Annotated in this window: 12 protein-coding genes; 2 read left to right on the forward strand and 10 right to left on the reverse strand. The window is 68.1% G+C overall.

Translation table 11 applies throughout. The annotated features are described in order from the left end of the window. Positions 1-99: 99 nt before the first annotated feature. The 4 genes from AzCIB_RS09960 to AzCIB_RS09975 form a co-directional block, all read right to left on the reverse strand. Positions 100-1,002 (reverse strand): DNA-3-methyladenine glycosylase family protein, encoded by a 903-nt coding sequence (locus AzCIB_RS09960; RefSeq protein WP_050415754.1) that lies wholly within the window; start codon positions 1,000-1,002, stop codon positions 100-102. Then, complete coding sequence (gene ada / locus AzCIB_RS09965) at positions 999-2,072, reverse strand: bifunctional DNA-binding transcriptional regulator/O6-methylguanine-DNA methyltransferase Ada (protein ID WP_050418319.1); 1,074 nt, start codon at positions 2,070-2,072, stop codon at positions 999-1,001. The genes AzCIB_RS09960 and ada overlap by 4 nt, the downstream gene beginning before the upstream one ends. Before the next feature lie 96 nt (positions 2,073-2,168). Next, positions 2,169-2,378: a DUF3820 family protein gene (locus tag AzCIB_RS09970; protein ID WP_050415755.1), complete on the reverse strand. Its 210-nt coding sequence runs from the start codon at positions 2,376-2,378 to the stop codon at positions 2,169-2,171. Continuing rightward, positions 2,375-3,862 carry an aminoacyl-histidine dipeptidase gene (locus AzCIB_RS09975; protein ID WP_050415756.1) on the reverse strand — a complete coding sequence of 496 codons (1,488 nt, stop codon included), beginning with the start codon at positions 3,860-3,862 and terminating at the stop codon, positions 2,375-2,377. Before AzCIB_RS09975 ends, AzCIB_RS09970 begins: the two co-directional genes overlap by 4 nt. A gap of 204 nt (positions 3,863-4,066) precedes the next feature. Here AzCIB_RS09975 and AzCIB_RS09980 point away from each other — a divergent pair, with 204 nt between their 5' ends. Together AzCIB_RS09980 and AzCIB_RS09985 are read left to right on the forward strand one after the other, a co-directional pair. Next, on the forward strand, positions 4,067-4,744 hold the full coding sequence (locus tag AzCIB_RS09980) for a DUF6781 family protein (RefSeq protein ID WP_050415757.1): 678 nt from the start codon (positions 4,067-4,069) through the stop codon (positions 4,742-4,744). Then, positions 4,744-6,432 (forward strand): ABC1 kinase family protein, encoded by a 1,689-nt coding sequence (locus AzCIB_RS09985; RefSeq protein WP_050415758.1) that lies wholly within the window; start codon positions 4,744-4,746, stop codon positions 6,430-6,432. Before AzCIB_RS09980 ends, AzCIB_RS09985 begins: the two co-directional genes overlap by 1 nt. A gap of 25 nt (positions 6,433-6,457) precedes the next feature. On the opposite strand, the gene AzCIB_RS09990 is transcribed toward AzCIB_RS09985, so the two are convergent. The 6 genes from AzCIB_RS09990 to AzCIB_RS10015 all read right to left on the reverse strand — a co-directional run bounded on the left by AzCIB_RS09990 (position 6,458) and on the right by AzCIB_RS10015 (position 12,655). Further along, positions 6,458-7,165 (reverse strand): ABC transporter ATP-binding protein, encoded by a 708-nt coding sequence (locus AzCIB_RS09990; protein WP_050415759.1) that lies wholly within the window; start codon positions 7,163-7,165, stop codon positions 6,458-6,460. A gap of 83 nt (positions 7,166-7,248) precedes the next feature. Beyond that, complete coding sequence (locus AzCIB_RS09995; RefSeq protein WP_050415760.1) at positions 7,249-8,442, reverse strand: ABC transporter permease; 1,194 nt, start codon at positions 8,440-8,442, stop codon at positions 7,249-7,251. Next, complete coding sequence (locus tag AzCIB_RS10000) at positions 8,439-9,623, reverse strand: efflux RND transporter periplasmic adaptor subunit (RefSeq protein ID WP_050415761.1); 1,185 nt, start codon at positions 9,621-9,623, stop codon at positions 8,439-8,441. Before AzCIB_RS10000 ends, AzCIB_RS09995 begins: the two co-directional genes overlap by 4 nt. Next, complete coding sequence (locus AzCIB_RS10005; RefSeq protein WP_050415762.1) at positions 9,620-10,231, reverse strand: TetR/AcrR family transcriptional regulator; 612 nt, start codon at positions 10,229-10,231, stop codon at positions 9,620-9,622. Before AzCIB_RS10005 ends, AzCIB_RS10000 begins: the two co-directional genes overlap by 4 nt. Before the next feature lie 133 nt (positions 10,232-10,364). After that, positions 10,365-11,738, reverse strand: coding sequence for a DNA repair protein RadA (radA, locus tag AzCIB_RS10010; protein WP_050415763.1), 1,374 nt, complete (start codon positions 11,736-11,738; stop codon positions 10,365-10,367). Then, on the reverse strand, positions 11,738-12,655 hold the full coding sequence (locus AzCIB_RS10015) for a LysR substrate-binding domain-containing protein (protein WP_198149656.1): 918 nt from the start codon (positions 12,653-12,655) through the stop codon (positions 11,738-11,740). Before AzCIB_RS10015 ends, radA begins: the two co-directional genes overlap by 1 nt. Between the last annotated feature and the right edge of the window lie 163 nt (positions 12,656-12,818).

Here is a 12,818-nt window from a genome sequence, read left to right on the forward strand (position 1 = left end):
CCGCGCGCACGGAGCGTCGCCAGGCGACCAGCGATGTGCGCACGGAACCTCGGCCCGCCGGCTTCCGTCCTTGCGGACAAATCCGGGAACGGCCGCTGTTCAATACGCCACAGTCGTCCCTGCAGCCCAGAGGTGTGCGGCCACCAGTGCACGCCACGGCGCATAGCGGGCGAGCCATTCCTTCGCCTCGGCTTCGCCCACCCTGCCCTCTGCTCCCAGCAGCGCCTGCATCCCCCGACGCACGGCGACGTCGCCGTGCAGCGAGCCGTCGAGCCAGCCGAAGCCCCGCAGCAGCACGTAATCGACGGTCCACGGCCCGACACCGCGCACCGCGAGCAGGCTGGAACGCATCTCGTCGATGGATGCCGTTTCGGCCCAGGCGTCGAGCGGCAGCGCCCCGGCGGCCACCTGCCGCGCCAGCGCCAGTAGCGTGCGCGCTTTCGCGGTCGAAAAGCCGGCGGCGCGGAGATCGTCCTCGGCGAAGAGCGCGAGCCGTGCTGCGTCGGGATAGCACAGCATCCCCGACGTGTGGCGGCTCCCGGCGGCTACGATCAGCCGTCGCCGCAGCGACACGGCGGCCGCGACGCTGATCTGTTGGCCGGTCACCGCCCAGCTCAGCGCCTCGAAGGGTGTTGTGGTAACCGGCACGCGCAGTCCCTTCTGCGCCGAGATCAGCGGGCCGATACCCGGATCGTCGCGGAAGCGTTCCTCGAATGCCTCGACCGCCTGCTCCAGTCCCAACATGCGCCGGACCATCGTCCCGAAACGGGGCTCGATGCCCCGCGCCGGCTCCGCGTCGAGCGCGATTTCAGCGGTCACCAGCCCCGGCGCGAAACGCACGCGCAGGCAGGCGGGGATCCCGTCCCACAACAGGCCCTTGCACAACGAATCCGTGGTGACACGTTCGGCCAGCTCGTGCGTGTCGCGCCGATGGAACGCGAGGATGTCACCTGCGCGGAATCCGGCAGGCAGGGCGATCGAGACGGCGGCCTGCCGCGTCATTGCGCCGCTTCGCGTGCGAGCAGCAGGCGCTTGCGTTCGATGCCCCAGCGATAGCCGGACAAGCCGCCGTCGCTGCGCACGATACGGTGGCACGGAATCGCCACCGCGAGCGGGTTCGCCGCGCAGGCGCCGGCGACCGCGCGCACCGCCGCGGGTGCGCCGATGCGCCGTGCGATCTCCGTATAGCTCGCGGTCGCGCCCGCGGGAATTTCCTGCAACGCCTGCCACACGCGCATCTGGAAAGCCGTGCCGCGCACGTCCAGCGGCAGGTCCAGGCCCAGTTTCGGCACCTCGACGAAGCCGACCACGGTCGCCACGACGCGCTCGTAATCCGCGTCGCCGCCAATCAGTTCGGCTCGCGGGAAGCGGTCCTGAAGGTCGTGCGCCAGCGCGTCGGGATCGTCGCCTATGAGGATTGCACAGACGCCGCGCCCGGTACTCGCGACGAGGATCGCGCCGAGCGAGCACTGGCCGACCGCAAAACGGATTTGCTGCCGCACGCCGCCGGAACGGTAGCTGCCGGCGGTCATGCCCAGCGTCCGGTCGGCATCCGCGTAGAAGCGCCCGCTCGACCCGTATCCCGCCGCGTAGAGGGCATCGGTCACCGTTGCGCCGCCGTCGAGCTTCGCCCGCATCCGCGCCGCCCGGCACGCCTTCGCATAGGCGCCGGGCGTGGTCCCGGTGACGGCCTTGAAGATGCGGTGCAGGTGAAAGGCGCTCATATTCGCGGACTGTGCCAGTTCCTCCAGGGTCGGCGGCGTCTCCGCCCGCTCGATCTGCCGGCACAAGGCGGCCACCGCTTCCGCATGCTGCTGCGCGAGTGTAGGCCCGTCCGGCGAGCAGCGCCGGCACGCGCGATATCCGGCGCGGACCGCGTCCTCGCCCGTCGCGAAGAACTCCACGTTCTCTGGCCGCGGCGTGCGTGCCGCGCACGATGGCCGGCAATACACGCCAGTGGTCCGCACCGCGTAGCAGAACGCCCCGTCAGCCGTCGCATCGCGCGCCTGCACCGCCGCCCAGCGCGGATCGGCCGCCGTCACGGCGGCACGTGCCTCGATTTGCCTCGACATCTTCATCGCCCTGTCAGAATCCGGTGAACCACACTGTAGGTATCCGTGACCCCGAACGCACTCCGGTCCTTGCTTTCGAATTCGACAACACGGAAATCACTTCCGCAGCGGCGTCAGCAGTCCGGACAGGCCGTTGTGATCGAGTTCGTGCATCAGGGCGAGCAGCTGCCCCAGCCTGCCCGGAGGAAAGCCTTCGCGGGCGAACCAGTTCAGGTAGTTCCCCGGCAAGTCGGCGATCAGCCGCCCTTTGTACTTGCCGAAAGGCATCGCGGTGGTCACGAGCGCTTCGAGGTGTTCGGGATTCATGCTTCATCCCCGCGCCGTTCCGCGATCGCCGCGAGAATCGCACCCAGCAGATGCCACACGCGGCCCACCGATGCGATCTCGACGCGCTCGCCCGGCGCGTGGGCGCCACGTATCGTCGGGCCGAAGGACACGATCTGCATGTCGGGGTACTTCGCCGCAATGAGCCCGCATTCGAGGCCGGCATGGATGACCTGCACGCGCGATTCGGCACCGTATTCGCGCCGATACACGTCGCGGCACAGCGCCAGCAGCGGCGAATCGGCCTTCGGCGCCCAGCCCGGGTAGTGCCCCGATGCCTCGGCCGCCGTTCCCGACAGGCCGAAGAGGCTGACGATCTCGTCGCCGAGCGCGCGGGCCGCCCCGTCGAGGAGCGACCGCACCATGAAGCTGCACGAGCCGCCGTCCGGCCCCAGCGCGACGATCCCGAGGTTGTTCGACGTCTCGACGACGCCTGGCACACTCAGGCTGCGGCGATGCACCCCATGCGGCGCCGCGTGCAGCGATGCGAGCCACACCGCCTGCTCCGGCGGGGACATCAGCGCTTCCACCGCCGTGACGGGCGCCGCCCGCAGGCTCACGCCCTCGTCCACGCCGTTCAACTCCTCGCGCAGCCGCACCTGCCAATCCGCGAGGACTAGACTCAATTCATCGCCGCATCCGGCCCGCAGCGCCACCCGTGCCCGCGCGTCGCGCGGCAGCGCATTGCGCGCCGAGCCGCCTTCGAGCGAGCCGAGGCGCAGATCGAATCGGCGCTCCAGATCGCGCAGCACGCGCACCAGCAGCTTGATCGCGTTGCCCCGCTCCTCGTGGATGTCCACGCCCGAATGGCCGCCCCGTAGGCCGTGCAGCTCGATGTGCCACTGTTGCGTCCCGGGCGGGGACGGCTCCGCCTGTCCCTCGCGCCGCACGTTCACATCCAGCCCGCCGGCGCAGCCGATGAAGAATTCGCCCCATTCCTCGGTGTCGAGGTTCAGCATCAGCCGCCCCTGCAGCGCATCGGCAGTGAGCCCCTGCGCGCCGCCCATGCCGGCTTCCTCGTCGACGGTCAGCAAGGCCTCGACCGGCCCGTGTACGAGCGAATCGTCTTCCAACACCGCGAGGATCAGCGCCACGCCGATGCCGTTGTCGGCTCCGAGCGTCGTCTCCTTGGCGGCGAGCCAGTCGCCGTCCCGCTCCACGCGGATGGCATCGCGGGAAAAGTCTTGCGCCGAACCGGCCGTTTTCTGGCACACCATGTCCAGATGCGCCTGCAGCACGACACCCGGCGCACCCTCGCAGCCCGGGCTTGCGGGTTTGCCGATCAGCAGGTTTCCGGCAGCATCGACCGATACAGTGAGTCCGCGCGCCAGTGCCCGGTCACGCAGCAGATCGCGCAGTGCGCCCTCTGCCTTGGACTGGCGCGGGATGCCGCACAGCGTAGAAAAATGCGCCCACACGGGGGCAGGTTCGAGGCCGGCGAAGACAGGCGAAACGGAATCGGACATGGCAGGGAGCGGAGAAAGACGGTCAAAGCAGTCGAGTGCGCAATGGTAAGCCACGCAGGCCGCAGGACACGCTCGGCAGCATATCCTTGCAGTCTGGATAGCGCCAAAAATTCCATCGCCATCCATCTTTCCGGAGGCCATACTTCAAATATGTGGCAACAGCATCGGCGCCCCGCCGGACGCGATGCGAACAGGGGAACGCTCATGAGTCAGGACTTCGAAAGCATTGAACGTGACGTGGGTGCTGCAATCGGCGGCGATCCCGCTGCGGTCGCCGAACGCGTGCGGACGATCACACTGGGGGCGCTGTCGCACGGCAAGCTGGACACCGACGCGCTCAAACAGGTCACCGACGCCGTGCTCAAGGGGGCACAACAAGGCATCGAGCGCCCCGATCGCGAACGCACCGAAGCCATCCGCGAGGCGGTGCGCGGGCTGGACGAGGCCCTTGCGACCGCCGCGCAAGCCACGCTGCTCGCCGTGAAGGAAGCGGTCGGACGCGGTAGCGAGTACTCGCGCCAGGAACTTCGCGGCACGCTCGACCAGCTGGGGGCCATGGAGTCGAACTTCCTGCGCACGCTGGCCGACGCGGGACGCGGCGCGACCGGCCTCGCGCGCTCCACGCTGCACGAACTCGCCGACCACGCCCGCAACAGCGGCACTGCGGTCGGCGGCCGCGTCGCCAATGCGGGAGCCGACCTCGCGCGTGCCGTCGCAGACCTCACACGCGAGCAGGTGCAAAGCGGTGCCCAGACCCTGCGCAACGAGGCGGGTCTGCTCGCAGCACTGGCCTCGGGGATGCTCAGGGGCATCGCCGACCGCCTGCACCCGACGGGTGGTTCCGATAACGACAAGGGCGGACCGCGCGATCCGCTGGCCTGATGCTGTGGAAAGCGATCGGCGCGGCGCGTGAGCTGACGCGCGCCCACGACATCGCCGCCGTCCTCATCCGCTACGGCTTCGGCGATCTCGTACGCCGCATAGGCCTTGCCGACACGCTGGAGCGCGCCGGCAAGGCCCTGCACTGGAACGAGCCCGAGGAGCTTGCCCGCCTCGAACCTCCGGCGCGCGTGCGCCGCGCCTTCGAAGAGCTCGGCCCGACCTTCATCAAACTCGGCCAGATCCTCGCCACGCGCGTCGACCTGTTTTCACCCGACTGGATCGCCGAGTTCGGCCGCCTGCAGGATTCGGCCCCGGCCGTTCCCTTCGAACAGGTACGCGAACAGCTCACCGAGGATCTCGGCGAAGCGCCCGAAACCGCGTTCGCCGAACTCGACACCCAGCCGCTCGCGGCGGCCTCGCTCGCGCAGGTATACCGAGCCCGGCTGCACGACGGACGCCCGGTGATCCTGAAAGTGCGCCGGCCCGGCATCCGGCCGACCATCGAGGCGGACCTACGGCTGCTCGCCCGCCTCGCCGAGATCATCGAAGCCGAAGCGCCGGACCTGCGCCGCTACCGCCCCTGCGAGGTCGTGCGCGAATTCACGCTGTCGCTGCGCCGCGAAATCGACTTCGCCGCCGAGTGCCGCTACGCCGAACGTGTCGCCTCGAGCTTCATCGGCCACCCCGAGATCGTCATCCCGCGCGTGCACTGGCAGTGGTGCGGCGAACGCCTGAACGTGCAGGACTTCATCGACGGCATCCCCGGCCGCGATCTGGCTGCCGTCGATGCGGCGGGGCTCGAACGCAAGCTCCTCGCCCGCCGCGGCGCATCGGCAGTGCTGAAGATGATGCTGGAAGACGGCTTCTTCCACGCCGACCCGCACCCCGGCAACGTCTTCTACCTGCACGGCAACCGCATCGCCTTCATCGACTTCGGCATGGTCGGCCGGCTTTCCGAATCGCGTCGCTACGAGCTCGCCGTCCTGCTCAACGGCCTCGTCTCGAACGACGCGGCCGCCGTCGCCGACGTGCTGCTCGAATGGCGGGACGCCGAAGCCCCGGAAACCGAGCCGGAACACCTGCGCCACGAGATCGACACCTTCGTAGACCAGTACAAGGGCGTTCCCCTCAAGCAGCTCGACATCAGTGCGATGTTGTCCGATCTCGTGATGATCCTGCGCGAACACGGCATTGCCCTACCGTCGGACCTCTCCTTGCTGATCAAGGCCTTCATCACGCTGGAAGGCATGGGCCGCCAGCTCGACCCGGACTTCGACATGGGCGCCGAAGCCGCCCCCTTCCTGCGGCGCGTGCTGCTCGCCCATCTCGCGCCTGCAGCGGTCGCCAAGCGCGGCTTGCGCACGCTCGCGCAGGCCGTGGATCTGGTTACCGGCCTTCCGCGCGACCTCAGCCAGCTTCTGCGCTCGGCCCGGCGCGGCAAACTTCAAGTGCAGGTCGACATCGTCTCGCTCAAGCGCCTCGGCGAGCAGCTCGACCGCGCCGCCACGCGCATGACGATCGGCATCGTCACCGCGGCGCTGATCATCGGCTCCGCCATCGTCATGACGGTCGTGCGCGAACCGGGCTTCGCCACGCTCGATACGCTGGGTCTGCTGGGCTTCTTCGGCGCCGTCGCGGGCGGAGTGGCGTTACTCCTGTCGATCTGGCGCGGCGGCCGCGGCGAATGATCGCCGGGCACCGCTGCCGGCGCACCTAAGGCCCGCGCCCCTCCCCGGCCTCTTCGAAAGTTCGCCCGTCGCGGATGCGGTACAGGCGCCGGAAGGTCGGGATGATCTTCTCGTCGTGCGTCACGACGATGATCGCCGTGCGGTACTGCTCCGCCATCCGGTTCAGGATGCGCACCACGTTCAGCGCGCGTTCGCTGTCGAGCGGTGCGGTCGGCTCGTCGGCAAGCACCACGGGCGGCCGATTAACCAGCGCCCGCGCAATCGCCACGCGCTGCTGCTCGCCGCCGGAAAGCTCGGACGGCGCAGCCTTCGCGCGGTGGCCGACGTCGAGCGCTTCGAGCAGTTCGACGGCCTGCCGACGCGCTTCCCGGTTCGATTTCCCGGCTAGCATCGGCAACAGGGCGACGTTGTCGGTCACATCGAGAAACGGAATCAGGTAAGGCGCCTGGAACACGAAACCGATATTGTCGCGCCGCAGGCCGCTCAGGTCGCGGATCTTCCAGCCGCCGTCGTAAGCGACACGCCCGCCCAGCGCCATGTATCCACCGGTCGGTTCGATCACCGCGCCGAGGCACTTCAACAGGGTGCTCTTGCCCGAACCGCTCGGACCGATCAGGCCGACCACTTCGCCGGGCGCGATCCGCATGTCCACGCCCTTCAGCGCATCGACCGCGGCATCCCCCTCACCGTAGCGCTTGCTCAACCCCCTGACCTCGATCGCCGGCACGTCCATGTCAGTACCGCCGAGCCGTCTCAAGGTACTGACACGCCCCCTTGGGGGGCAGCGAACGTAGCGAGCATGGGGGCTGTTTCATTCTAGCCCCCGATCGCCGTCGCCGGGTCAACCTTCAGCGCGACCCGGATCGCCAGCAGGCTCGCGATCGCACACACGACCATGGTTGCGACCAGTCCGCGCACCGCATCTCCCGGCAACAACAACACGTACTTGGGAAAATACGGCGCCCACAGCGTCGCGACAGTCTTGCCGATCACGAAACCGATCAGCCCGAGCCCCAGCGACTGCTGCAGGATCATCGCCGCGATCGTGCGGTTGCGCGTCCCGATCAGCTTCAGCACCGCCAACTCGCGGACCTTGCCCAAGGTCATCGTGTAGATGATGAAGGACACGATCGCGGCACTCACGATCGCGAGGATCACCAGGAAGGTCGCGATCTGCCGCGCCGAGGTCTCGATAAGCTTCGACACGAGGATCTCCTCCATCTGCGCCCGCGTGTACGCCTCCAGGTGCTTCCAGCGACGGATATTTTCGGCCACCTGCTCCGCTTCGTGGCCGCTCGCGACCCGGACCAGCACCGCATTCACGCTGCGGCTGGCCGTCTGCGACGCCAGGATCGCATCGAGCAGCCCCGGCACACCCGGACGGTTTAGCGCGGGGTTCGCCGCCGTGCGCGCGCGCTCATTGACGATCGCGTCGTTGTCCTTGAGGAACTGCGCCTCCTGCGCATCCTTCAACGGCAGGAACACCATCGGATCGCCGCTCGACGACACCATGCGCCGCGTGAGTCCCACCACCTCGTACTCGTGGCGCCGAATGCGCACCCGCTCGCCGAGCCGGAAACCCGTGCGCACATCCGCCACCACCTCGTAATGGCTGCGCGCGATGCGCCGGCCGGCCACCAGGAACGGCGGCTCGCCCGGACGTCCCGGCTCGGACCCCACCGCCATCACGCGCACATCGCGCTCACCCTGCCGGACCTGCATCGTCAGGTAAGTGACGTTCGATGCCTCGGCGACGCCCGGCATCCCGAGGATCGCGCGGTAGGCGTCGTCGCGCAGGTTCGAAGGCTCCGCGTACGGCCCCAACGTCTCCTGCTGCACGGCCCAGATATCCGCGCCGCTGCTGCGCAGGAGCACCTGCGCGTCATCCACCATGCCGCGGTAGATCCCCGCCATCGACAGCGTCACACCGATCAGCAGGCCCAACCCGACGCCGGTGAAGACATACTTCGCCCAGTGGTGAAGGATGTCGCGCCCGGCAAGGCTGATCATCGACCCGCCTCGGCCAGCGACTCGACAGGACTCACCCGGTCGCCCGCGCCGAGCTCGCGTTCGCTATGGACGACGATGCGATCGCCCGCGTGCAGCCCCTCCAGCACCACGACCCGCCCGTCGAGCGAAGTCTCCCCCGTGCGCACCGGCACAAAGTCCGCCCTCCCGTCCGCAACGGTCCAGACACCGCGCCGGCCAGCGTACTTATGCACCGCGGCGCCCGGTACGGCCAGCACGTCCCCACCACGGGTCGTCGCGATCGTCACCTCGGCCAACTCCCCGAAGGCGAAATCCTTCGGCGCTTCGTCGAACACCACCTGCACGATGCGCTCCTCGGTCACCGCGTCGCCGTTGAGCTCGACGCGCGCAACCCTGCCCGGCAAAGTGAGCCCCGGCCGCGAGCGCAGCAGGATGGAAGCCGTCTGTCCGGCACGCACGCCACCTGCGCGCCCTTGGTCGATCCGCGTCCGCACGCGCACACTCGCGGGATCGACCATGCGCAGCACGCTCTGCCCGGCGACCAGCGTCGTTCCCGGCTCCGCATCGCGCGCCGTCACGACGCCCGCAACCGGCGCAACGAGACGCACATTCGCCCGTTGCCGTTCCGCCGCTGCGCGTTCCGCCTCCAGCCGCTCCACATCCATTCGCGCCGCATCGAGCTGAGCGCGGGACGCCTGCAACTGTGCACCGGCCGAATCCGCCTCCTGCCGCTTCGCCTCGACCGCCGCATCGCTGAAGAAAGCCTGCTCGCCGAGCGACGCATAGCGCCGCGCGTTGCGCCCCGCGAGATCCTGACGCACCGCCGCATCGCGTACCTGCGCACGGGCCGCCGCCAGAGCATGAACGGCGCGTGCCGCAGCCGCCCGCGACGCCGACAAGCGCGCGTCCAGCTCCACCGGGTCCATCTCGGCGAGCAATTGCCCCGCACTCACCTCGCTGCCGACATCCACGTGCACCGCCAGGACGCGGCCCGGAACAGTCGGCCCGATCGCGTAACTCCTCTCCGCCTCCACCGTGCCGACCCCAAACACGGCGTTCTCGAACGCCCCGCGCTCCACCACCGCCGTCGTCACCCGCACCGGGGCCAACGGTCCGCTCCGCACCATCAACAGGACGAATCCCGCCAGCAGAACCAGCCCGAGCGCGGACAAACCGACCACACGCAAGACAGGCCGTTTCATTCCCGCCTCCCGATGACGCCGGACAGATAGACCTCGAACACGCCTTCGGCCGCCCCTTCCACGCCGCGCATGCTGCCCGCGAGCATCGACTGCATCACCAACCCCTGGATGGCCCCGATGAAAAGGGTCGCAGCGTGCTCGACGTTGAGCTCGCACCCAACCACCCCGCGCTCCTTGGTGCATTTCAGGACCTGCAACAAGGTCCCGCGGTAACTCCCGAGCAGCGCCCTGATGCGCTGTTTCACCGCACTGTCGCCTGGCTGCTGCAGTTCGTGGAAGATCAGGCGCGGAGCGCCCGGATGCGCGACGGCGAAACCGATGTGTGCTCGGAACATCGCACGGAGCTGTTCCAGCGGCTCACCACTCGAGATCGAAGCCTCGTCGATCACACCGAGCAGGTTCTCCTCGATCCATTCGGCGACGGCCAACCAGATCGCCTCCTTGGTCGGAAAATGGCGAAAGACTGCGCCCTGCGTCAGATTCATCGCGCTGGCGATGCGCGCGGTCGTGATGTCTGCCGGGCTGCTTTCGGCCGCCAAGTCGAGCACGGCCTGAACGATCTCGGCCTGCCTGAGTTCGGATGAACGCCGGATGCGCGGGGATTCCATCGTGACGCCCTGCCAGTAAGTAAGTAATTAATTACTAGCTTAGTATAAGCAAATCACGACGTACACCCATCAGATCCGCCTTATCACGCCGGCGTGGGGACCGCGGCGGATCCCCCGCCCTTGGCGGCAGACCTCACGCCTCGACCTCGCGAGCCTGTTCGATCGCTTCCTCGATCCGATCCACAGCAATCACCCGCATGCCGGCAATCGCCTGCTTGGGCGCATTGGCTTTCGGAATGATCGCGACCGTAAAGCCGAGCTTGGCCGCCTCTTTCAGGCGCTCCTGCCCGCGCGGTGCCGGGCGAATCTCGCCCGCCAGCCCCACCTCGCCGAACACCACCAGCTCGCGCGGCAGCGCCCGGCTGCGCAGCGAGGACACGATCGCCAGCAGCACGGCGAGGTCCGCCGCCGGTTCGGCGATCTTCACACCGCCCACCGCATTCACGAAGACATCCTGGTCGAAGCACACCACGCCCGCATGGCGATGCAGCACCGCCAGCAGCATCGCCAGCCGGTTCTGCTCCAGCCCCACCGACAGGCGGCGCGGATTCGGGCTGTGTGCGCCGTCGACCAGCGCCTGGATCTCCACCAGCAGCGGCCGCGTGCCCTCCTGCGTCACCAGCACGCAGCTGCCCGCCACCTGCTGGCTGTGCTGCGACAGAAAGATCGCCGACGGATTGCTCACGCCGCGCAGGCCACGCTCCGTCATCGCAAACACGCCCAGCTCATTGACCGCGCCGAAGCGGTTCTTGAACGCCCGCACGAGACGGAAGCTCGAATGCGTATCGCCCTCGAAATACAGCACCGTGTCGACGATGTGCTCCAACACGCGCGGCCCCGCCAGCGTGCCATCCTTGGTCACGTGGCCGACCATGATCAGGCACGTGCCGCTCTGCTTCGCGAAGCGCGTGAGCTGCGCCGCACATTCGCGCACCTGCGCCACCGAACCGGGCGCCGACTGTAGCGCCTCCGAATACACCGTCTGGATCGAGTCGATCACCGCGATGCGCGGCTTCGCCTCCTTCAGCGTCGCGAGGATGCGTTCGAGGTTGATCTCCGGCAACAACTTCAGTCCCGCCGGATCGAGCTGCAGGCGCTGCGCACGCAGCGCCACCTGCTCGCCCGACTCCTCGCCGCTCACGTAGATCGCCGCCTGCCGCGCCGCGAGCGCCGACAGCGCCTGCAGCAGCAGTGTCGACTTGCCGATACCCGGATCGCCGCCGATCAGCACCACGCCACCGGCGACCAGACCGCCGCCGAGCACGCGGTCGAACTCCTCGATCCCCGTCGGCGTCCGCGGCTCCTCGCGCGGTTCGAGTTCCGCGAGCGACTGCAGCCTGCCGGTCGTACCGGCCAGCGCCGCAAACCGGCTATTACCCGGCGCAGTGGCCTCAATCACCGTCTCGACCAGCGTGTTCCAGCCCTTGCACTGCGGACACTGGCCCTGCCAGCGCGGCACCTGTCCGCCGCACTCGCTGCAGACGAAGCTCGTCTTCGCCTTCGCCATCACGCGCTCACGTCATCGACCGCCATGCGCTTGAACTCGGCGACCGCATACTCCGCGAAAGTCGTGATCAGACGGGAACGGAACTTGTCGCGCGGCACGATCACCTCGAGCGGCGTGTACTGGCGCGGCTCCAGCGGAATTCCGACCAGGCGCCCATCGCGGATGTCGCGCTGGATCGCGGCGCGCGACGCGATCGCGAAACCCATCCCCTCGGCGGTCAGGTATTTCACCGTCGCGAGACTGCCCAGCTCCGCGCAGATCGTCAGCTCGTCGATGCCGATGCCCGCGGCAGCAAAGAAATCCTCGGCCAGCACGCGGATCGCGTTGCCCGGATCGCGCGTGATCAGCGGGTGGTCCTTCAACACCTTGGCGCTGAGACTCTTGTGCTTCGCCAGCGCATGTTCGGGTGAGCAGATCACGAACAGCTCGTCGCGCGTCGCGGTCATGCGCTCGATCGCCGGCTGCTCCGAAACGATCTCGATCAACCCGAGGTCGAGCTCGCGCGACGCGACGCGGTCCTCGGTCAGCTGCGAGTTGCCGACCACCACGCGCGGCACCACGCGCGGATACTTGCGCTTGAATCCTTCCAGCAGCTGCGGCAACCAGTAAGCCGCGATCGTCGTGCTGGTACCGATGTTGAGCGTGCCGCCGAGCTCGTCGGTCAGTTCCGACACCCGCGACTCCAGCTCGTCGGACAGATCGAGAATCCGGTCCGCATAGGCCAGCACCACCTCCCCGGCCGGCGTCAGGCCCACGCGCCCGTGCCCGCGCTCGAGCAGACGCGTGTTGAAGTGCTCCTCCAGCTGCTTGATCTGGAAGGTCACGGCAGGCTGCGTCATGAACAGATGTTCCGCAGCGCGCGTGAACGAACCGTATTTGGCCACGGCGCTGAATACTTGAAGTCTGCGATCAGCCACGGCTACTCCATAAATCTCGTTTATACACACCATTAAAGCACAGCTCATGCACTACGCGAAACGCCTGACAACTCACTGACAGCGCGGCATCCGCACAGCCGATGAGGCAAATCACAACAAACAGACACATGTCGTGATATAAACCGCGCTTCACCTTCAGACG

Origin of the sequence: Azoarcus sp. CIB (assembly GCF_001190925.1) — a bacterium.
In the GTDB taxonomy this organism is placed as follows: Bacteria; Pseudomonadota; Gammaproteobacteria; order Burkholderiales; family Rhodocyclaceae; genus Aromatoleum.

What these genes read in the sequence shown, in the direction of transcription:
- AzCIB_RS09960 (WP_050415754.1), bottom strand. Translation starts at nt 1,002, where the DNA reads ATGACGCGGCAGGCCGCCGTCTCGATCGCCCTGCCTGCCGGATTCCGC.
- ada (WP_050418319.1), bottom strand. Translation starts at nt 2,072, where the DNA reads ATGTCGAGGCAAATCGAGGCACGTGCCGCCGTGACGGCGGCCGATCCG.
- AzCIB_RS09970 (WP_050415755.1), bottom strand. Translation starts at nt 2,378, where the DNA reads ATGAATCCCGAACACCTCGAAGCGCTCGTGACCACCGCGATGCCTTTC.
- AzCIB_RS09975 (WP_050415756.1), bottom strand. Translation starts at nt 3,862, where the DNA reads ATGTCCGATTCCGTTTCGCCTGTCTTCGCCGGCCTCGAACCTGCCCCC.
- AzCIB_RS09980 (WP_050415757.1), top strand. Translation starts at nt 4,067, where the DNA reads ATGAGTCAGGACTTCGAAAGCATTGAACGTGACGTGGGTGCTGCAATC.
- AzCIB_RS09985 (WP_050415758.1), top strand. Translation starts at nt 4,744, where the DNA reads ATGCTGTGGAAAGCGATCGGCGCGGCGCGTGAGCTGACGCGCGCCCAC.
- AzCIB_RS09990 (WP_050415759.1), bottom strand. Translation starts at nt 7,165, where the DNA reads ATGGACGTGCCGGCGATCGAGGTCAGGGGGTTGAGCAAGCGCTACGGT.
- AzCIB_RS09995 (WP_050415760.1), bottom strand. Translation starts at nt 8,442, where the DNA reads ATGATCAGCCTTGCCGGGCGCGACATCCTTCACCACTGGGCGAAGTAT.
- AzCIB_RS10000 (WP_050415761.1), bottom strand. Translation starts at nt 9,623, where the DNA reads ATGAAACGGCCTGTCTTGCGTGTGGTCGGTTTGTCCGCGCTCGGGCTG.
- AzCIB_RS10005 (WP_050415762.1), bottom strand. Translation starts at nt 10,231, where the DNA reads ATGGAATCCCCGCGCATCCGGCGTTCATCCGAACTCAGGCAGGCCGAG.
- radA (WP_050415763.1), bottom strand. Translation starts at nt 11,738, where the DNA reads ATGGCGAAGGCGAAGACGAGCTTCGTCTGCAGCGAGTGCGGCGGACAG.